Source organism: Sphingomonas qilianensis (assembly GCF_039614825.1).
Classification (GTDB): domain Bacteria; phylum Pseudomonadota; class Alphaproteobacteria; order Sphingomonadales; family Sphingomonadaceae; genus Sphingomonas; species Sphingomonas qilianensis.
Genome location: NZ_JBDIMF010000008.1, coordinates 97730 through 117466 on the forward strand (window position 1 = coordinate 97730; position 19737 = coordinate 117466).

The window sequence follows — 19737 nt, forward strand, 5'->3', positions numbered from 1 at the left end:
TTAGTAGTCCTACTTCCTGTATATTATTCCTCCTCTTGATTTTGATATATCAACTATAACGGTTTTGATATTTAACATTCATCTCAAAAATATAATGATTATGTGTAGGTATTAGACCTGATTTTACGATCATGTCAATTTACGTTAACTATTTCCTCGACCTTGAGGAAACGATAGATGGACGAAATATTTCTTGGTAGCGCGTTATCGGAGGTGACAAGTGGAGGAGATTTGCTGCTTCCACGATACTTTCACGAAACTGTTCAGCGTCGGTCCGCCGCTGGCCGACTGTTTATCGGATTGCATGAAACGTCGCCGTGCCTCGTCGTTTATGATCGGCATTATGCAACGCAGCGTCACTACGACACCGCGGACCCGTTGAACGACGATCCACAGCGATTGCGTCGCAGCTACGGCTTTGTCGAACAGACTATCGTGGCCCCCGACGGCATGATCGTGCTGCCTCCTTTGATGCGAGACCGCGGGGGCATTGGCAGCACGGCACTACTTGTCGCCATCGGCGAGCGCTTCGAAATCTGGGATTTTGAAGCCGTGCTGCGCGACGGACCGACCGAACTGGTGCAACTCGCAACCCACCACCGGCTAACCCATATTGCCAACGAGGTGCTTCAAGTTTCGGCGCTGTCGCCATACCGATCGCGACGCGACTTGGGCCTCGGTGCGGGGCTGGGAACCCATGTTCAGTCAATGCCGGCGCTGCAACCGCGACATGATCCGATCGGTGACACTTGCGGCCACTAGCTGCTCCGCCGCTCGTGCCGGGGCGAGCGTGAAGCTGAGAATAGCAATGCTGCTTGCGGTCCCGCGTTAGTTAAAGCTATCCTGTACTGCGGCGATAACTGGCCGCGGGTATATCCCTTGCTGTTGCGTCGTCCAAAGTTCGCTCTGCGTTTGGTCGACCGTCGAGGGGTTCTCAAGGGACATGGCGGCAATGCTTGATCCACCCTCAGCCCATCGCAGTTCGCGCTCTGCCCTAGATATTCGCCCGCACCGCAGGCCTGCGGCTATTGAGCCGTCTCTTGCGCCCCGCGCCCAACTTGGCCTGAAGCACGTCTATCTGATTGATAAGGATGACAGCACGCGCGTCAGGCTGGCCAGCTCGTTGTCGAAGCGAAGCAGCTTTGCAGTGCGCGCCTTTCCAAGTGGCGAAGCCTTTCTCGCCACGGCGCGCGATGTTCCGCTTGGCGTGGTTTTGATCGGGTGCGCAATGTTTGGCGCTGAAGACCCAAATATACTCCACCATATTCGTTCCTTGGCCGAGGCTCGCTTTGCGCCAATCATCATGGCCAGCGGCGGCAACATTCCCTTGGCTGTTCAGGCCATCAAGGCTGGCGCGTTGGACTTTATCGAAAAGCCCTGCCCGATCGCCACACTGCTGAGCATTGTGGACGATGCGTTCTGCGAAATCATCGAGGATAACGCTGCGGCGGCACATGTACGGGATGCGCAAGATCGCATCGCGGCATTGTCGCCGCGTGAATATGCCGTGCTCAGCGATCTGATCGAAGGCCATAGCAACAAGGTTATCGCGCATCATCTGACGATCAGCCCACGGACGGTGGAGATATATCGCGCTAACTTGATGGTCAAGCTTCACGTCCGCAACCTTTCCGAAATGCTTCGCGTCGCCTTTACAGCCGGGATCGTGCCCACCTGAGTGCATCGTTAGTTTATGGTTGCGCCATCCGCGCACTTTCGGTTTTACGTGACGCAAGACGGTCACTCCCGGGAAGGGCGAGGCGTCCGGGGAACCATTGTAATGAATAGCTTGTGGTCGACGATCGCAACGGCGCTTTCGCCGCATGGGCCAGCAGTAACGACGGCAAAAAGCTACACGCCCGGCGATTTCTCCATCCATTTTTTTCTGCAACTAGCCGTTATCCTGGTGGCATGCCGCGTTGTCGGCTGGCTCGGCCAGAAGTTGCTCGCGCAGCCGCAAGTCGTGGGGGAAATGATCGCCGGCGTCGTGCTTGGTCCGTCGTTGCTGGGCTTGTTCTGGCCCGATGCGCAGGCCGCGATCTTCCCCGCCGAAACCAAGAACGTGCTTTATGCCGGCGCGCAGCTTGGCGTCGGTTTGTACATGTTCCTGGTCGGCACGACGCTGCGGATCGACCAGGTCAAGACCAAGGTCAAAAGCGCCGCCGGCGTGTCGCTCGCAGGTATCGCCGCCCCCTTTGCGGTCGCAATGCTGATTACGCCCTTGCTGCTGAACGTGCCGGGCTTGTTCGCACCGCAAATTTCGACGCTGAATGCGACATTGTTCATGGGCGCCTGTATCGCGTTGACTGCCTTTCCGATGCTGGCGCGGATCATCAACGAACGGGGGCTGGCCGGATCGGCGGTAGGCACGCTGTCGCTCGCGGCCGGCGCGTTCGATGACGTGTGTTCGTGGTGCGTGCTGGCGATCGTACTGGCGACCTTCGGGGGCGGCGCCGGTGTGGCGATCCTGGCGATCGGCGGCGGGATGATCTGGATCGCGATCGTGATCCTGATCGGCCCGCGGTTGTTCGCGCCGTTGGCCGCGCGCGTCGAGCGCGAGGGCCGCATGAGTCACGGCGTGCTCGCCATCACGCTTACCGCCTTCTGCGTCTCTGCGTTTCTGATGGACACAATCGGCATCCACGCCATTTTCGGCGGGTTCATTCTCGGCGCGGTCATGCCGCGGGGTTTGTTTACCGACGAGATCAAGCGACAGATCGAGCCGCTCGCCGTTGTGCTGCTGCTGCCGATGTTCTTTACCTATTCGGGGCTCAATACGCGCATGGACATGGTCAATTCGCCCGCGCTGTTGCTCATCGCGCTGGGCATCCTGATTGCCTCGATCCTGGCCAAGGGCGGCGCCTGCTATCTCGCAGCGCGATTAGCCGGCGAAGATAACCGCACTGCACTGGGCGTTGGCGCACTGATGAATTCGCGCGGACTGATGGAGCTGATCATCATCAATATCGGGCTCCAAAAGGGCATTATTGGCCCGACGCTGTTTTCGATGCTGGTGCTGATGGCGATCGTTACGACGATGATGGCAGGGCCGCTGTTCGAAGCATTTTATGGCAAGAAGGCGCGCGAAAGCGGGGAATTGAACGCCATCGCGCCGGCCGCGTGACGGCGGGGGCGCCCCGCGCTACGGCCGGCGCGGGCGGGGCTCGTTCCATAGGACGGTCAGGCGATTTCGAGGGGCACCGTCTGCAGGTCGCGGCTGTTGGGGCCGGTCATGATATCGAACTGGCCGGGCTCAACCACTTCCTTCATCTCGAGATTCCACAGGGCAAAGGCATCGGGACCGAGCTTTAGCCGCACGGTGCGTCGTTCGCCCGGCTGCAGCGTTACCCGCTGGAAGCCCTTTAGCGCCTTGACCGGCTGTGTGACCGACGCAACTTTATCATGAACGTAGAGCTGCACGACCTCGTCACCGGGGCGATTGCCGGTGTTGGTGACATCGACCTCGACCGTCACCGAGCCGCCGACGCCGATCCGCGGTGCCGATAACCGTGGTGGAGACAGTGTGAAGCTCGTATAACTCAGCCCGAAGCCGAACGGGAATAACGGATCGGTCGTGTCGAACAGATAGCCGCGCCGTGCCGATGGCTTGGCATCGTAGAATACCGGCAATTGCCCGACATGCCGCGCCACCGTCACGGGCAGCTTGGCCCCCGGATTGACCGCGCCGAACACCACGTCGGCGATGGCATGGCCGCCCTCCTGCCCCGCATACCAGCATTCGAGCAGGGCATTGGCGCCGGCCGCTACGGTCGGCCAGGAAGGCGGACGGCCGTTGATCGCCACCACCACGACGGGCTTGCCGGTCGCCTTCATGGCCAGAAACAGCTCGTTCTGCTCGCCCAATAGATCGAGACCCGTACGGTCGCCGAGATGTGTTTTGGCATAGCCTTCGCGGCTGGTCTGCTCGGTGTCGCCAATTGCCAGCAGGATGACGTCGGCCGTGTTGGCCAGCGCCACCGCTTCGGCGATCAGCGCCCGGTTCTTCGCAGGGTCGGCGAGCAACACCTCGTTGGCGGATCGATCCTCGCTTTGCGTGATGAACACGCCCTGCGCGTGGAGCACTTCAGCCTTGCCCGCGAGCTGCGCGCGCACACCGTCCAGCAGCGAGACGGGATTGCGCGGCAGCGACGAATAGCCACCAAGCCGCGCCACCGCCGCATTGGGGCCGATCACCGCCACGCGCTTATGCGCGCCCGGGGTCAGCGGCAAGATGCCGTCATTGGTGAGCAAAGCGATCGACTTGTGCGCCGCCTCGCGCGCCAGGGCCAGCGCCTCGGCATTGGCGGTGAGCCGCGCCGCCGCACGCGGATCGATCGGCTTTTCCTCGAACAGTCCGGCGCGGAACTTCATCGTCAGCATACGGCGGCAGGCCGCATCCACTGCGGCTTGCGCCACCTTGCCCGCGCGGACCTGATCGGCGAGCCCGCGATAGGCCTCGCCATCGGGCAGATCGCTATCCACCCCCGCGTGGAGCGCGAGCCGCGCGGCACCGTCGAGATCGGCGGCGATGTGATGCAGCGAGGCGAGTTCGCCGATTGCGGCATAATCGCTGACGATCGCGCCATCGAAGCCCCATTCCCCGCGCAACACATCGCCCAGCAGCCAACGATTGGCATGGCTGGGCACGCCGTCGATCTCGTTATACGACGGCATCACCGCGCCGATCCCGGTCTGCGCCACGACCTTGCGGAACGGCGGGAAGAAGCGCTCGCGCAATTCGCGCTCGGCGATCGGGGCGGGCGCGACATTCTCGCCGCTCTCGGGCTGGCCGTGCCCGGTCATATGCTTCAGCGTGGCGAGTACCTTGCCCGGCGCCAGCGTGTTGCCCTCGCCCTGCAGCCCGCGCACCGCGGCGACGCCCATCTCGCCGCACAGATAGCTATCCTCGCCAAATGTTTCCTCAATCCGGCCCCAGCGCGGATCGCGCGCGATATCCACCACCGGCGACAATGCCAGCACGGTGCCGTGTGCGCGCACCTCACGCCCGATCACCGCATTGACGCGCTCGATCAGATCGCGATCGAACGATCCGGCCATCGCGATCGCTTGCGGGAAGCTCGTCGCCTCGGGCGCCATATAGCCGTGCAGCGCTTCCTCGTGGAACAGGATCGGGATGCCCAACCGGGTGGACCGCGCCCAGGCCTGACCGGCATTGACGAAGGCGATCGTATCGGCGGGCTTGCGCCAGCGCCCGGTGACGTCGGTGCCGGTATTGGCAGCGGTCGCTGCGCCACCGCGATCCGATGGGCGCGCGACCTGGCCAATGCCGTCGGGATAGGCGACGCTGGCCTTGGCGGGATCAAAGGCAAGCGTGGTGTTCATCACATCCGCCTTGCGGCGCGACAAGGTGATCAACTGCGCGACTTTCTCGTCCAGCGTCATCCGCGCCATCAGATCGCGGACGCGCAGATCGACCGGCGCACGAGGATCTTTATAGATGGCCGGTGCGGCAGCGCGCACCGCCGCCGGGGTAAAGGCAAGCACCGACGCGGCTCCGCTCCACCGCAGCAGGTTACGCCGCGAGAGGCTGATTTGGTGGCGGCTCATATCGTCATCCTCTGGCCAAGACGCGACATTGCTTGCGATGCCGTCGTTGTGATAGCGATAACATGCACAAGCCGGGAAAGGCTTGTCAATGCCCAGCGTGGCGATGGAGAGGATGAGGATGCGACCGAAAACGCTGTCGAAACTTGGGGCGATGCCTCTGCTTGTGGCGATGATCGCAAGCCTTGCCGCGACCGGCCCCGCTGCTGCCGAGGACGGCTATCAGCTATGGATGCGCTATCCGGCCAGCGCCTCGCAGCCCGCCATCGAGGTTGCACGGGACACGCCGATGACGCGCGCAGCGGCCGCCGAAGTGCGCCGCGGTCTGCCGACCGGCGCCGGCCCCGTGCTGTTGGCTTTGGCCCGCGATCCGCGGCTTCAGGGGCTGCGCTTGGCCACCGCGAAGCTCGGCGACGAGGGCTATAGCGTCCAGCGCATCACGATCGACGGCCGCACCGTGACGCTGATCACCGGCAACAGCGATCGCGGGCTGCTGTACGGTGCATTTGCTCTGCTGCGGCATCTCGACACCGGTGGCGCGATCGATACTGTCGCGCTCACCGCGGCGCCCGCAGTCACGCTGCGCGTGCTCAATCATTGGGACAATCTGGATGGCGTGGTCGAGCGGGGCTATGCCGGCCGTTCGCTCTGGGATTGGTGGTCGCTGCCCGATGTGAAGGATCCGCGCTATACCGATTATGCCCGCGCCAATGCCTCGCTCGGGATCAACGGCACGGTGCTCAACAATGTCAATGCCAAGGCCGTCAGCCTCACCGCCCCCTACATCGCCAAGGCTGCCGCCCTGGCGGACGTTTTCCGCCCTTACGGGATCAGGGTCTATCTCTCGGCGCGCTTTTCGGCGCCTATCGAGCTCGGCGGAATAAAGACCGCAGACCCGCGTGATCCGGCCGTCGCCGCGTGGTGGAAGGCCAAGGCAGACGAGATCTACCGCGCCATCCCCGATTTCGGTGGCTTCCTGGTCAAGGCCAATAGCGAAGGCCAGCCGGGGCCTCGCGATTACGGCGCGAGCCATGCCGACGGCGCCAATATGCTCGCCGCGGCGGTCAAGCCGCATCACGGCATCATCATGTGGCGTGCCTTCGTCTATGCCGAAACCGATCCCGATGATCGCGCCAAGCAGGCCTATACCGAATTCAAACCGCTCGACGGCAAGTTCGCCGACAATGTCATCGTGCAGGTCAAGAATGGCGCGATCGATTTCCAGCCGCGCGAGCCCTTTCATCCCTTGTTCGGGGCAATGCCCAAGACGCCGCTGATGATCGAATTCCAGATCACCAAGGAATATCTCGGTTTCGCCAGCCACCTCGCTTACCTCGGGCCGCTGTTCGAGGAAGTGCTGGATGCCGACACCGGCGTGCGACGTGGAGAGACGGTGGCCAGCGTGGTCGATGGTGCGGACGACCGGCACGGCATCAGCGGCATGGCCGGCGTGGCCAATATCGGCGACTCGCGCGACTGGTCCGGATCGACCTTCAACCAGGCCAATTGGTACGCCTTCGGCCGGCTCGCCTGGGATCCGACCTTGTCGTCGCAGACCATCGCGCGCGAATGGGCGGCGCAAACGTTTGGCCAAGATCCTGCGGTGATCGACGCCGTGGTTGCGATCATGGCGGGATCGCGCGAGGCGGCAGTCGATTATACCGGCCCGCTGGGGCTCGCACATCTGATGGCGACGGGACATCATTACGGCCCGGGCCCATGGGTGTCGGAGCTCGCCCGCCCGGAATGGAACCCGGTTTACTATCATCGCGCCGATCGCGGCGGGATCGGGTTCGATCGCACCAGGACGGGCAGCAATGCGGTCGCGCAATATGCCCCGCGCGTCGCGAAGGTATATGCCGATCCGGCCAAGACGCCGCTCGAGGAATTGCTCTGGTTCCATCACCTGCCATGGGATCACCAATTGTCGACCGGACGGACCGTGTGGGGGGAGCTGGTCCACCGGTATGATCGCGGGATCGCTACGGTAGTTGACATGCGCCGCCAGTGGGAAGCGCTGAAGCCGCGCATCGATGCCAAGCGCTGGGAGAAAGCCGCCAGTCAGCTTGCGGTGCAGGAACGCGAGGCACGCTGGTGGCGTGACGCCAGCCTGGCCTATTGGATGTCGATCAACGGCCTAGCTTTGCCTGGGGGTAGCGCCCCGCCGGCGCACGACCTCGCCTGGTACAAGGCTCAGACCTTCCCCTACCCGCCCGGCAACCCACAATGACCACAATAGGCGTCCGCCGCGCGCGGACGCCTATTCCGCCTGCGTAGCGGTGCGTGTCAGCAGGTCGGCGAGATCCGCTTTCCAGTTCACCGCCCAGGTATGCGTGCCGTGGCCATGCGTGTCGGCCGTCTCGGGGATCAGGCGGAAACGCGCATTCTTCATCTGCTGCACTGCTTTGACGGGATAATCGAAATTGCGCGGATTGATGAAATCATCGGCGGAATTGATCCACACGAGCGGTGCGGTGATCGCGCCGATCCTGGGCCATGGATCGTAGGTGCGCGAAGCATCGACCTGGTAGATCAGATCATTGGCGTCGAGCTGCGGCAATGCCCTGGCCACGCGATCCCGCGCAAAGGCCGCCGCGCGGTCGCGATCGGGGAACTGCGCCTGCAAATTTAGCGGCGCGGCGCCGGCGATGAACAACGCGGTCTGCGCGGTGCGCAAACCTTGCAACGGCTGCGTCTTATACGCGCCCCCTGCCCAGGCCGGATCGGCCTTGATCCCGTCGATCAGCAATTGCCGCCACATCCGGTTGAGCCCAGCGATCGGCACCGGCTCGCAGCCCAGCGGCATCAGCGCGCGGGCAAAATCGGGATGCGTCCCGCCCCACATCAGGCCGTGCATGCAGCCCATCGATGTGCCCATGATCAGCCGCATGCGACGGATGCCAAGCCCCTCGCGCACCAAGCGATATTGCGCCTCGACCATGTCGGCATAATCGTACCGCGGAAAGCGCATGCGCAGGCCATCCGACGGTTTCGACGATTTGCCGTGTCCGATCCCGTCCGGCAGGATGATCCAATACCGGCGGATATCGAGCGGCTGACCGGGGCCATATAGTTCATCGGCGAATTGCGGCACGAGGAATTGGCGGCCGCTGCCACCGGTGCCGTGCAACACCATCACTGCATTGTCGATCTCGCCGCGCGCATTGCGGTGCGGCTCACCCAACGTGGTGTAGTGCAACCGCAACGCCGCCAGCGTTTCGCCAGAGGCGAAGCGAAAATCCTTGATCGTGAAATCGCCATCTCTGGTCGGCCAACGCTGTTCTGCCGCGGGTTGGGGCGTGGCCGCAGCGAGCGGCGGTTGCTGGGCGGGAGCGGCGGCGGCTTGCGCGGCCAGCATCAGGAGCATCGAGAGCATGGCGCTACTGTGCCGCGCCTGGACCGAACTGCCAAGCGCTGGCATCGACTGGCGAACGCCTTTATCCGAGCGGTGCATCGATCGAGATCGGCGGCTGGGAAAACCACCGGGGGCCGGCGTCGGTCATGTAAAAGCAATCCTCCTGCCGCACGCCGAAGCTGCCGGGGATGTAAATGCCCGGTTCGTTGGAAAAGCACATGCCCGGGGCAAGCTTGGTCGCCTCGCCGCGGACGAGGTTGACCGGCTCGTGGCCGTCCATGCCGATGCCGTGGCCGGTGCGATGCGACAGGCCGGGCAGTCTGTAATCCGGGCCGTAGCCAAGCGTGGCGTAATAGCGGCGGACCGCATCATCGACGCTGCCAGCCGCGGCGCCGAGTTTGGCGGCGGCGAAGGCGATCTGCTGCCCGCGTGCGACCTGATCCCACACCTTGCGCTGTTCGGCGCTCGCGCGGCCGTGCACGAAGGTGCGCGAGACGTCCGATTGATAGCCCTGCACGGTGCAACCGCAATCCATCAGCACGATTTGCCCGTCGGACACGATCTGCGGCTTGCGGCTGCCGTGCGGATAGGCGGCGGCTTCACCGATCAGCACCAGCGAGAATTCGGGTTCGCCGCCGAGCTTGCGCGTGGCGGCGTTCATCAGCGCACCGATCTCGCGGTTGCTCATGCCCTGCTCGATCCGCGGCAACGTCCAGCGATAGGCGGCGAGCGTCACCTCCGTGGCGGCCTGCATCAGGGCGATCTCGGGCGCGGTCTTGATCATGCGGCAGCCGCGCACCACCGGGTTGGCGGACACGATCTTGGCCGCTGGTAACGCGCGGGCGAGCCCATCGACCGCGAAATAGCGCAAGGTTTCTTCGATGCCGATCGCGCGCGCGGACAGGTTGCGCCCGCGCAGAAAGCCGGCGACGATGGCCAGCGGATCCTGATCCTCCTGCCACACGCGGACCTCGGCGGCGATGCCGAGCGATTCGCGAACCGAAGGCTCTTCGAAGAATGGCGTGACGATGCACGGATCGCCCTCCACGGGGAGGATGGCGCAGGTCAGCCGTTCGCTGCGGCTCCAGCGTACGCCGGTGAAATAGATCAGCGACGAGCCGGGCTCGATCAGCACCGCGCCGATGCCCTGCGCCCGCATCAGCGCTTTCGCACGCGCCAGACGCGCGCGCCGTTCGGGTGCGCCGATCGGCACGGTATGCTCGGTCAGATCGCTCAGCGCGGACAGATCGGGTTCGGCGGCACGCAACACCGTTGGCAGCGAGAGCAGCGGGAGCGCGGTGGCGACGCCGAGCAATTGGCGGCGGCTGGAAAAGAGCATCGACATGGTCGCGATCGATACGGCGCTTGACCCGAGCGCCGCAATCCCCTTCGCTGGCCGGCAAAGATCAATGTCGGAGCATTCATGGGCAAGCGCCTCACCTACTATATCCTGATCGGCCTCGTGCTGGGCGGCGTCGTCGGCCTCGCCGTCAACGCCTATTTCGACGACAATGGCGGCGCCGGCACCAAGACGGCGGCGGACATTGCCGGCTATTTCTCGATCGTCACGGCGCTTTTCCTGCGGCTGATCAAGATGATCATCGCGCCGCTGGTCTTCTCGACTTTGGTCGTCGGCATCGCGCATATGGGCGATACGCAGGCGCTGGGGCGGATCGGCTTTCGCTCGGTCGCCTGGTTCCTGTGCTGCAGCCTGGTCTCGCTCGTGCTGGGTCTGTTGCTGGTCAATTTCTTCCAGCCGGGCGTGGGACTCGCCATCCCGATTCCACCGGTTGATGCGGCGAGCGGCGTCGACAAGGCGGCCTTCAACATCAAGGACTTCATCTCGCATATCGTGCCATCATCGATGATCGACGCGATGGCCAAGAACGAGATCCTGCAGATCGTGGTGTTCTCGATCTTCGTCGGCGTTGGCATTACCGCGGTGGGGGAAACTGCTGCGCCGCTGGTGCGCGGGATCGACGCGCTGGCGCAGGTCATGCTGCAGGTGACCAATTACGTCATGCGCTTCGCGCCGTTTGCGGTGTTCGCTGCGGTGGCGGGAACGCTGGCCGAACGGGGGCCGTCGATCATCGGCAGCCTGGCCTATTTCATGGGCACCTTCTATCTTGGCATGGCGGTGTTGTGGTGCCTGTTGATCGGTGCATGCTTCCTGATCGTCGGCTCGCGCACGCGCTTGTTGGTGCGCTATATCCGTGAGCCGTTGCTGCTCGCTTTCTCGACCGCCTCGTCCGAAGCCGCCTATCCGCGCACCTTGGAAGCACTCGACCGCTTCGGCGTGCCGCCGCGCATCGCCAGCTTCGTGCTGCCGCTGGGCTATTCGTTCAATCTCGATGGCTCGATGATCTACATGACCTTCGCGACGGTGTTCATCGCGCAGGCTTACGGCATCGACATGACGGTCGGGCAACAGCTCATCATGCTGCTCGTGTTGATGGTGACGTCGAAAGGCGTGGCCGGTGTGCCGCGCGCGAGCCTGGTCGTGATCGCGGCAACGCTCGCCTTCTTCGATATTCCGGAGGCGGGGTTGCTGCTGATACTGGCGGTGGATCACTTCCTCGACATGGGGCGCAGCGCGACCAATGTGGTCGGCAACGCCGTGGCGAGCGTGGTGATCGCCAAATGGGAAGGCCAGCTCGACGTGCTGGAACCCGCCGAGATCGATCCGTTGCCGGCGCCTTCGGGACACGGCCCGGCGGTGGATCGCGATCACTTTCTGGGGTGACGCGGTGCACGTAACCGCCCGGCCCCAGCCAAAACCGGGACACGGCGGTTACGCGTAGGCGTACGGCCCGCCCTTCGCGAGCGCGGCTTGATAGGCCGGGCGGGCATGGATCTTGGCCAGCCAGGCGATCGTCGCTGGCCGCGACGCATCAAGCCCGGCGCGGCCGCGCGCGGCTTCGAGCGGGAAGCTCATCATAATATCCGCCGCGGTGATCGCGTCGCCCGCGAACCACGGGCGGCTGGCGAGTTCGGATTCGACGAAATCGAGATGCACATCGATCATCGGCTGAATCCGCTTCAGTGCCTTTTTGCCAAACAGCGGGATGCGCGCGACGACGAGCATCAGCAGCAGCGGCGGCATCATCGAGCCTTCGGCGTAATGCAGGAACTGGCGATAGCGCAGCACCGAATCACGGTGCGCGAGCGGGCCCAATTTTCCATCGGCCTTTTCGACCAGATATTCGACGATCGCGCCGGTTTCGACGATGACCTTGCCGGCATCCTCGATCATCGGCGATTTGCCCAGCGGATGAACCTGCTTGAGCTCGGGCGGGGCGAGCATCGTCTGCTTGTTCCGCTCGTAGCGTTTGATCTCGTACGGCAGGCCGAGTTCCTCGAGCATCCACAGGATGCGCTGCGACCGCGAGTTTTCCAGATGGTGGACGATGATGGTCATTATTCTCTCCCGTTACCCGTACTAGCAAGGTTGGAGACTAAGGTCACCGTTGCGGCACGCGGGCCCGCCTCATCGCCACCTTTGAGTCTCCAACAACGCGAAAGGCCCGCCGTTGCGGGCGGGCCTTTCCAGTCGTGCGACGGCTTGCGACATCGCGACAATCCTACATCTCGTCGTCGCCATCCTCGTCAGGCTCGGAGCCGACCATCATTTCCTCGGCGACCTTGTCGGTGCGCGTGCGAATCGCCAATTCGAGGCGATCGCAAATTTCCGGATGTTCCTTGAGAAAGGTCTTCGAATTCTCGCGCCCCTGGCCGATGCGCACGCTATCATAGCTGAACCACGCGCCCGATTTCTCGACCAAACCGGCCTTGACGCCGAGATCGAGGATTTCGCCGATCTTGGACACGCCCTGCCCGTACATGATATCGAATTCGACCTGCTTGAACGGCGGCGCAACCTTGTTCTTGACCACCTTCACGCGGGTGGCGTTGCCGATGATCTCGTCGCGATCCTTGATCTGCCCGGTGCGACGGATGTCGAGCCGCACGCTCGCGTAGAATTTGAGCGCGTTGCCGCCCGTCGTGGTTTCCGGATTGCCGTACATCACGCCGATCTTCATGCGCAGCTGATTGATGAAGATCACCATGCAGCGCGACCGGCTGATCGAACCGGTCAATTTGCGCAGCGACTGCGACATCAGACGCGCCTGCAGACCGACATGGCTATCGCCCATCTCGCCCTCGATTTCCGCACGCGGCACGAGCGCGGCGACCGAATCGACCACCAGCACATCGATCGCGTTGGAGCGCACCAAAGTATCGACGATCTCAAGCGCCTGCTCGCCGGTATCGGGCTGCGACACGATCAGTTCATCGATATTGACGCCCAGTTTCTTGGCATAGACCGGATCGAGCGCATGCTCGGCATCGACGAACGCGGCGGTGCCACCGGTCTTCTGCGCTTCGGCAATGACATGCAGTGCGAGCGTCGTCTTGCCCGAGCTTTCCGGACCATAAATCTCGATCACGCGGCCACGCGGCAAGCCGCCGACGCCAAGCGCGATATCGAGCCCGAGCGAGCCGGTCGAAATCACCTCGACCTGCATGGTTTCCTTGGCGCCCAGTTTCATCGCGCTGCCCTTGCCGAACGCGCGATCGATCTGCGCGAGCGCGGCTTCGAGCGCCTTGGCGCGTTCGCCTGCGGCCTTCTCGCCGGCCTTGTCTGATGCTGCTGCCATTTTGCTGTCGATAACCTTGAGAGATGCCGCCACTGGAGCCTCCATCGCTAGACCGAACGCCAAGTGCGTTCAATGCGTGATGCGTTTCGTATCGCATTTGTTCTTACAGAACAAGAGTGGAACGCCGTTATTTGAGCATCTATCCCCCTTGCATACGTAAGCGTTTTGTTCTATAGAATGGGGCATGGCAAAGCAGCTCACCACCACGCAGTTTTTCAAGCAGTTTCCGGATGACGAAACCTGCCTGTCTCACCTGTTCAATGTCCGTTTCGGACAGGGCTTCGCCTGCCCATCGTGCGAGCGTCCGTCGAACTGGTATCGGATCAAGGCTGAGCGCGCCTATTCGTGCCAGTGGTGCGGCCATCACCTGCACCCGACCGTGGGGACCCCCTTTGAGCAGACCCGGACTCCGCTGCAGCTTTGGTTTTATGCGATCCACCTGTTCACCACGACGCGCCACGGTGTCAGCGCCAAGGAATTGGAGCGCCAGCTTGGCGTTACCTACAAGACTGCATGGCGCATGGCCGGCTTGATCCGCCGGCACATGGCAGACGTTGACGGCGATGCGCCGATCGGCGGCTTTTCAAAGCGCGTAGAGGCCGATGAGACGTTCGTCGGGGGCTACCGCGCTGGCGGACAGGGCGGCAAGGGCAAGAGCGTGGTGTTCGGTATGCTAGAGCGCGGTGGCGATATCGTGGTCGAAGTCCTGCCTAACCGTCGCAGCGGCACATTGCTTCCGGTGATCCGCGATCATGTGAAGCCGCACACCGAAATCCATACCGATGAGCACAACGGCTACGGCGGCCTTGGCACCATGGGTTAATGGCGCAAGACGGTGAACCACGCTCAAGGCCAGTACGTCTCGGCTATCGGCACGACCGTGAACGGCATCGAAGGCTTCTGGCGGCACCTGAAGGCGTCGATCGCCGGGACGCATATCAGCGTGAGCCCCAAGTACCTTGAGCGCTACGCAAAGGAGTTCGAGTACCGCTTCAATCGTCGGACGGAGGCGGCTTCTATGCCGCCGGAGCTTCTTTCGACTTTCCAGCCATTGACGACAAAGCGCGATTGAACGCGGCTTCGTCGCCATCGCTTGGTTGTGGCGAGGCTTCGCGCTCAGCGATAAACTCCTCGAGCTTACCCTCGTCACGGGCCTTTTTGAGGTTGGTCATAGGTTTCTCCAGTGCTGGAATGCAAAACACTGCCATCGTGAGATCGGCTAATATCGCGAGATTGAAAATCACGATCAAGACCGCCACCGAGTTTAACGCGGCGTTCCAGTGGGGCCCCTCGACAGTCGGCTTTACCATCACGACAACAAAGGCGATCGCGAAAAGTATCAGCAGTGAGTACGCGCACATTCGGACAGCAGCCCGGGCTTCCCCGAAAGACTCCCGGGTAGCCTCCTGGAGCTTATTTAGTTCCAAGTGAAGGCTTGCTGCCGATGCTAGCGTGATCGTGACGATTACGCCCAAGAACGATAGCAATTCCCAGGTGACGAACCCCGCAAAGAACGTGTTACCCTTGTCTGTGATGTAATATGGTTGATAAGCGCTAGCCGCTGCCAGCATCGCCGTCAGAGCTATCAATATCCCCCAAGCTCTTGTCTGTTTCACGTCCCAGCGCCTGACTTAGCCAATCTTGAACCGCGCCTTTGCTATCTTTCGCAAGATTTAAAATACTCTCAACCTTAACAGTTAATATTCGACTTGTCGAGGAATAAAGGTCTCAATTCATCGCTTTTGAAGTGACGGAAGCATTTCCCGACTCTGCGTAAAGTATAGTGTCCTGAACGTCTTCAGAATTAGTTTTAACACCCTCCTCGCTCTGAAGCCTTAGGTCTACGGTTTGCGCCCCGGTGCTATCTCCAATTCGTCTAAGCCCCTGATCAACTCCAGTAGTTGTTCCGAAGAACATGTTCGGAACGACAAAGCTAAAATTTACATACTCAACAAGTTCTCCGTGTCTTTTGGCAAATGCCCTAAAAGTCTCTGCGTCAAACAGAGACCGGATGACGATTGTATAGGGCGGCTCCTGCTGCTCGTTGAAATGCGACACCAAGGAATCGAGTATCGCATTTGGCTGGCCAACGTCGCGATCGCGCTCGAATGCCAGTTTCTGGCCATCCGGTTGATGGACGGGGTCTATGATAACGATCGACCCTTGCCACTCAACTCCCTGAAACTCTCCTGCGCCTTCCTCCGGTGCGCGACGCTGAGTGCGGGCCTTTTCCCGCTCGACCGTCCCCAAAATCATCCCAGACTGGTCGCCATGCGGAACCCAGTGGAAGGCTTTATTCAGGTGCTGAAATTGGAAACGCTCCGAGAATATGAAGCGTATGGAAGTCTCTCGGTTCTGCGGCTTCGACAGCAAATCTTGTTGCGGCTTCTGCACGAGATTTAGATGAAAATGCTCGAAGACCTTGTTCACATCCCCCCTCTTATCGTGAAGGGGCAAAGGTCGCAGTTGCAACCTGTTACGTCAATCACGTATGCGAAGGGGATAGACGCCAAGCCAAACTCGCGCAGCAGCCGCTCAAAGTGGAACGGGCAACCCAGCGCTAATCACCCCGGAGCTGCTGCCAGAGCTTGCGAACGCCATAGACCCCGAAGTTTTTCACGAACACGTCCGTTAACCCGGACCTCTGGTCGCGAACTTACAGTTGATGCAAATGGTTAGTCTACTGTCGCACTGCCCCACTTAGGGTCGACGGGAACCAGGCGGCAGCAACCGTTGGCGCGCGCGACGGGGCTGCCATCGGCCAGCAATTGCGCCTCCGAGAAGCTGATATTGCGCCCCATCAGCGTGATCGAGCCTTCTCCGACCAGCGGCCCCGGCGCCACGCTGCGCAAGATCTGCACGTTGATCGAGATCGTGACGCCGAGTGACAAGCCGCCGGTTGCGATGGCGATGGTTGTGGTAATGACCTCTTCCAACATCGCTGCGAGCAGCCCGCCATGCACGTTGCCGGCCAGATCGCAAAACGCGTCGCTGCCGGTAAGCGCGATCCGGACCCGGCTCGGATCGTTGACTGTCCCAAGGTAGCGCCAGCCGAGCAGCGCGGCTGCCGGGGGGATTCTGCCTGATTGATAGTAAACCGTCATCACCACGACTTCCTTCAGAGCGCCCAGCCGCCAGCTTCCAGAAAGGGAAGGCCGAACGCGAACTTTCCCAGCATCTCAAGTGTGTCGTCGGCGCTAAACGGATGGAACGGTCCGGCACGCACGTCACGCAGCATACGCTCCAGCGGCAGTTTGCGGAAATAAGATTGGCCGCCGATCACCGACATTGCATGGTTGACCACTTCCGGCGCGCTGGTCACGCAGACGTATTTCGCGATCGCAGTGTCCAGGATCGCTTGCGGGGTGACGAACGCGCCTTGCGGATAGCGTCGCGCGGTATCCTCGCGGATCGCAGTCATTGTCGCGTTGAGGACGTCCATCTTCGCGATATTCAACTGGTTGGTCGGCTTGTGTGCCATCGCGTGCGTGCCAGGCAGGCGGCTGCGGCCGACCAAGGTCTGTACGGTGACATCCCGTGCCGCCTCGGCGATGCCGGCATAGACCGAAGCAAAGCCGGCGAAACTCCAGGCGAGGAAAGACAGCCAGACCTGCGAGAAGTCGAGTTGGCCGTAGCCATAGTGGAACAGCAATGCATCGTCGGGCACCAACACGTCCTGCAGCATCACTCCCTGCGAATGACTGCCGCGCATGCCAAGTGTCTGCCAGTCGTCCTTGAAGCGGACGCCGGGCTGATCGGGCGTGAAAAGGAAATAGATCGACCGCCGACTTCCGTCAGGTAGAGTTTCTGCAGCTGTGCCCTGAATCAGGTCAAGACCGGCGCTGCCGGTGCAGAAGCTGCGATTAGCGTTGACGCGGTAGCCCCCCTCGACGCGCTCGGCGGTGGCGAGCGGAAACATCACCGCGTTCCAGCTGCCTGATTCGGACAGCGCACCGCCAAGCAGCATCCGCCGTGCGGCGATCCGCTGCAGCCAGTCGCGCCACACGCCCTCCGGCTCGACCTGTGCCATGTGCGCCAGTTGCCCCGACAACGCAAAATGCATATTGAAGATCAACGCTGTCGATGGGCAGCCTTTGGACAGTGCATGCAGCACCTGCGCCATGTCGAGCATCGATGCGTTGCGCCCGCCAAGTTCGGGCGGCAGCGCCATCAGAAGCAGATCGCTGGCCCGAAACTCCGCGACGTTCTCGGTGGGGAATTCACCGCTCGCGTCGAGTGTTTCCGCCCGAGTCGCGAATTGCCTGGCGAGCTGGCATGCAATATCGATCAGCGTTGCACGGTTAGGCGATACGGCGGTGTAGCAGATGTCGTCATCGACGGCGAGACGATCGGCTTGGTTAAGCATGATGGACATCATGTTCCTCCTGTAGTGGGTCGAGGGCGGAGAGGTTGACGGCCTGACGGTGGAATGCATCGAGCCGGGGATGCATAATCCGGCGCCACAGCGGTGGCACTGCCGCGACCGCAAGCATTGCCAGGTAGCCGGCGGGCAGTTGCGGCGCCTCTTCGCGATGCCGCAGGGTTAGGAAGCCGCGTTGCGGGTGAGCGTGATGGTCGGCGTGAAGCCCGAGGTTGAACGCCAGCGAGTTGGTTAGCAGACTGGTGGTGTTCCACGAATGCTGCGGCGCGACTGGTTCGTAACCGCGCGTTGTGCGAAGGCGCTCTAGCCCATAATGCTCGATGTAATTGGTCGCTTCAAGGAACAGGATCGCCATCGCAGCTTGGCCAATCAAAACCAGCAACGCGCTAACGCCGAGGGCTAGCCCGACCGCCAGTAACAGCGACACCTGGATTGCAACGTAGGCGATCAAGCGATTGGTCCGCTTGACCTCGCCCTTCGGCCCGGTCCGCAGCCGTTGCTCTATACGCCACGCGCTGGCGAACTGCTGCGGCACAGAGCGGGCGACGAAGCGCCATAATCCTTCGCCGCGGTGCGCGGTAGCTGGATCGTCGGGCGTCGCGACCGCGTGGTGATGACCATGAATATGTTCGATACGAAAGTGCATGTAGAGCACAAAGGCGAGCAGATAGAGGCCCACGCCCCGCAGCCGCTGGTTGCGGCTGTGGATCAGCTCATGCGCCGCAGGGATGCCGATTCCGCCCGTTAGCGTGCCGAGCGACAGCGCAATCCCGATCAGTTCGCCGACTCCGTAATGCCGCGTGAACACTAGAAACAACACCCAACCGACCACCGCAGTCTGCGCCGCCGCGTACAGGACCAGCAGCCGGTTCGACGTCGGCGCGTCGCCGCGCGCGCTATGCCCGACTGGCCCTAGCGGCAGCGCATCGAGCACTGGGTATACAGTTCCCCCGAGCAAGAAGCTTGCCCAAGCAGCGAGCCCGCCCCACCAAGCGCCGACGGCGACGATCAGGACGTAAAGTAACCAGGCGCCAAGACGAAGATCGGACGATCGCATCACCCGGCCCTCACGCCGCCTGCGCATTTGCGCTCGGATGCTGCTGCACCCGAACACCACGCTCCCTTGCAGCGACCTGCACCTTGATGTCCTTGAGCGTCAGAGCCTGGCCAAACAGCCGGCGCGCCCGTTCGCGCAGATAGGTCAGCGCATCGGGCGAACGGACGTCGTAATAGATGACGAAATCGTGCAGATCCTCCCGGCCAAGTAGGTGTAGAGGCTCATGATTGACAGGAATCGCGCCTGCCTCGACGAAATGGCGCAACGTCTGGTATCGCGTGATGCCGACGACGAGTTCGGCGCCGTCCTCCATTGCGCGCAACGTTGCGTGATAGAGGATCAGTGACAGGCCGATACCGCCGCGCAGTTCAGGCACCAAGATGATGTTGTTGAGCTCTATCATCCGTGCGCGTTGTTCTCCTGTTTGGCCAGGGATAAACCGGTTGAACACCGACTGCTCGTCCTGCACCGGGGTAAGCGAGCAGGAGCCGACGACCTCGTCGAGGTAGCAAAGGACGTAGCACTGTGTGCCATCGCGTGGCATGAAGGCGTCAGCGTGATCGTTTAGGAAGCCGAGCGGCTCGTAGGTCGTCCGGATGAGATCGTGATAGGCGCGCAGTTGCGGCGCGTTCGCCGCCGTGAAGCTGTAATTTTCTGCGACGAGCGCGCCGCCAATCACCATATGGCTCGGCGGAGCCGACTTTTCCTGAAACATCGTTCT

General features: G+C 62.1%; 16 protein-coding genes and 1 pseudogene. 6 read left to right on the top strand and 11 right to left on the bottom strand.

From position 1 onward, the window contains the following. Window positions 1-177: 177 nt before the first annotated feature. From ABC969_RS16120 to ABC969_RS16130, 3 genes are all read left to right on the top strand, one after another. Window positions 178-762 (top strand): division/cell wall cluster transcriptional repressor MraZ, encoded by a 585-nt coding sequence (locus tag ABC969_RS16120; RefSeq protein ID WP_345866183.1) that lies wholly within the window; start codon window positions 178-180, stop codon window positions 760-762. 190 nt (window positions 763-952) lie between these two features. Further along, on the top strand, window positions 953-1678 hold the full coding sequence (locus ABC969_RS16125; RefSeq protein ID WP_345866184.1) for a response regulator transcription factor: 726 nt from the start codon (window positions 953-955) through the stop codon (window positions 1676-1678). 102 nt (window positions 1679-1780) lie between these two features. Then, window positions 1781-3124: a cation:proton antiporter gene (locus tag ABC969_RS16130; protein ID WP_345866185.1), complete on the top strand. Its 1344-nt coding sequence runs from the start codon at window positions 1781-1783 to the stop codon at window positions 3122-3124. Between the two features lie 56 nt (window positions 3125-3180). Here ABC969_RS16130 and ABC969_RS16135 read toward each other — a convergent pair whose 3' ends face one another. Beyond that, window positions 3181-5568 (bottom strand): glycoside hydrolase family 3 N-terminal domain-containing protein, encoded by a 2388-nt coding sequence (locus tag ABC969_RS16135; protein ID WP_345866186.1) that lies wholly within the window; start codon window positions 5566-5568, stop codon window positions 3181-3183. Window positions 5569-5719: 151 nt separating this feature from the next. Between ABC969_RS16135 and ABC969_RS16140 the strand changes: the two genes are divergently transcribed. After that, complete coding sequence (locus ABC969_RS16140) at window positions 5720-7795, top strand: alpha-glucuronidase family glycosyl hydrolase (protein WP_345866187.1); 2076 nt, start codon at window positions 5720-5722, stop codon at window positions 7793-7795. A gap of 30 nt (window positions 7796-7825) precedes the next feature. Here the strand turns inward: ABC969_RS16140 and ABC969_RS16145 are convergent, their stop codons facing one another. Continuing rightward, a complete protein-coding gene (locus ABC969_RS16145; protein WP_345866188.1) occupies window positions 7826-8941 on the bottom strand; it encodes an alpha/beta fold hydrolase in 1116 nt (371 codons plus the stop codon). A 61-nt stretch (window positions 8942-9002) separates the two neighbouring features. After that, the gene (locus ABC969_RS16150) at window positions 9003-10265 is read right to left on the bottom strand and encodes a M24 family metallopeptidase (protein ID WP_345866189.1); all 1263 of its coding nucleotides are present in this window, start codon (window positions 10263-10265) and stop codon (window positions 9003-9005) included. A 78-nt stretch (window positions 10266-10343) separates the two neighbouring features. Between ABC969_RS16150 and ABC969_RS16155 the strand changes: the two genes are divergently transcribed. Next, window positions 10344-11663: a dicarboxylate/amino acid:cation symporter gene (locus ABC969_RS16155; protein WP_345866190.1), complete on the top strand. Its 1320-nt coding sequence runs from the start codon at window positions 10344-10346 to the stop codon at window positions 11661-11663. A gap of 48 nt (window positions 11664-11711) precedes the next feature. Here ABC969_RS16155 and ABC969_RS16160 read toward each other — a convergent pair whose 3' ends face one another. Both ABC969_RS16160 and recA read right to left on the bottom strand, forming a co-directional pair. After that, a complete protein-coding gene (locus ABC969_RS16160) occupies window positions 11712-12338 on the bottom strand; it encodes a glutathione S-transferase family protein (RefSeq protein WP_345866191.1) in 627 nt (208 codons plus the stop codon). Window positions 12339-12501: 163 nt separating this feature from the next. After that, window positions 12502-13578, bottom strand: a complete 1077-nt coding sequence (gene recA, locus ABC969_RS16165) for a recombinase RecA (RefSeq protein WP_345866192.1) — start codon at window positions 13576-13578, stop codon at window positions 12502-12504. Between the two features lie 184 nt (window positions 13579-13762). Here recA and ABC969_RS16170 point away from each other — a divergent pair. Beyond that, a pseudogene (locus ABC969_RS16170) lies at window positions 13763-14650 on the top strand (IS1595 family transposase). Here the strand turns inward: ABC969_RS16170 and ABC969_RS16175 are convergent. From ABC969_RS16175 to ABC969_RS16200, 6 genes are all read right to left on the bottom strand, one after another. Continuing rightward, window positions 14595-15194: a hypothetical protein gene (locus ABC969_RS16175; protein ID WP_345866193.1), complete on the bottom strand. Its 600-nt coding sequence runs from the start codon at window positions 15192-15194 to the stop codon at window positions 14595-14597. The pseudogene ABC969_RS16170 and the gene ABC969_RS16175 overlap by 56 nt on opposite strands. A 112-nt stretch (window positions 15195-15306) precedes the next feature. Then, window positions 15307-16008: a hypothetical protein gene (locus ABC969_RS16180; protein WP_345866194.1), complete on the bottom strand. Its 702-nt coding sequence runs from the start codon at window positions 16006-16008 to the stop codon at window positions 15307-15309. A 245-nt stretch (window positions 16009-16253) separates the two neighbouring features. After that, window positions 16254-16682 (bottom strand): PaaI family thioesterase, encoded by a 429-nt coding sequence (locus tag ABC969_RS16185; protein ID WP_345866195.1) that lies wholly within the window; start codon window positions 16680-16682, stop codon window positions 16254-16256. Window positions 16683-16696: 14 nt separating this feature from the next. Next, window positions 16697-17953, bottom strand: a complete 1257-nt coding sequence (locus tag ABC969_RS16190; protein ID WP_345866197.1) for an acyl-CoA dehydrogenase family protein — start codon at window positions 17951-17953, stop codon at window positions 16697-16699. Beyond that, entirely contained in the window at window positions 17937-18893 is a 957-nt protein-coding gene (locus ABC969_RS16195) for an alkane 1-monooxygenase (RefSeq protein WP_345866198.1), read from the bottom strand. The genes ABC969_RS16190 and ABC969_RS16195 overlap by 17 nt, the downstream gene beginning before the upstream one ends. A gap of 133 nt (window positions 18894-19026) precedes the next feature. Next, window positions 19027-19731: a hypothetical protein gene (locus tag ABC969_RS16200; RefSeq protein ID WP_345866199.1), complete on the bottom strand. Its 705-nt coding sequence runs from the start codon at window positions 19729-19731 to the stop codon at window positions 19027-19029. Window positions 19732-19737: the final 6 nt, after the last annotated feature.

What these genes read in the sequence shown, in the direction of transcription:
- ABC969_RS16190 (WP_345866197.1), bottom strand. Translation starts at nt 17,953, where the DNA reads ATGTCCATCATGCTTAACCAAGCCGATCGTCTCGCCGTCGATGACGAC.
- ABC969_RS16150 (WP_345866189.1), bottom strand. Translation starts at nt 10,265, where the DNA reads ATGTCGATGCTCTTTTCCAGCCGCCGCCAATTGCTCGGCGTCGCCACC.
- ABC969_RS16135 (WP_345866186.1), bottom strand. Translation starts at nt 5,568, where the DNA reads ATGAGCCGCCACCAAATCAGCCTCTCGCGGCGTAACCTGCTGCGGTGG.
- ABC969_RS16145 (WP_345866188.1), bottom strand. Translation starts at nt 8,941, where the DNA reads ATGCTCTCGATGCTCCTGATGCTGGCCGCGCAAGCCGCCGCCGCTCCC.
- ABC969_RS16120 (WP_345866183.1), top strand. Translation starts at nt 178, where the DNA reads ATGGACGAAATATTTCTTGGTAGCGCGTTATCGGAGGTGACAAGTGGA.
- ABC969_RS16130 (WP_345866185.1), top strand. Translation starts at nt 1,781, where the DNA reads ATGAATAGCTTGTGGTCGACGATCGCAACGGCGCTTTCGCCGCATGGG.
- ABC969_RS16200 (WP_345866199.1), bottom strand. Translation starts at nt 19,731, where the DNA reads ATGTTTCAGGAAAAGTCGGCTCCGCCGAGCCATATGGTGATTGGCGGC.
- ABC969_RS16185 (WP_345866195.1), bottom strand. Translation starts at nt 16,682, where the DNA reads ATGACGGTTTACTATCAATCAGGCAGAATCCCCCCGGCAGCCGCGCTG.
- ABC969_RS16125 (WP_345866184.1), top strand. Translation starts at nt 953, where the DNA reads ATGCTTGATCCACCCTCAGCCCATCGCAGTTCGCGCTCTGCCCTAGAT.
- ABC969_RS16160 (WP_345866191.1), bottom strand. Translation starts at nt 12,338, where the DNA reads ATGACCATCATCGTCCACCATCTGGAAAACTCGCGGTCGCAGCGCATC.
- recA (WP_345866192.1), bottom strand. Translation starts at nt 13,578, where the DNA reads ATGGCAGCAGCATCAGACAAGGCCGGCGAGAAGGCCGCAGGCGAACGC.
- ABC969_RS16155 (WP_345866190.1), top strand. Translation starts at nt 10,344, where the DNA reads ATGGGCAAGCGCCTCACCTACTATATCCTGATCGGCCTCGTGCTGGGC.
- ABC969_RS16140 (WP_345866187.1), top strand. Translation starts at nt 5,720, where the DNA reads ATGCCTCTGCTTGTGGCGATGATCGCAAGCCTTGCCGCGACCGGCCCC.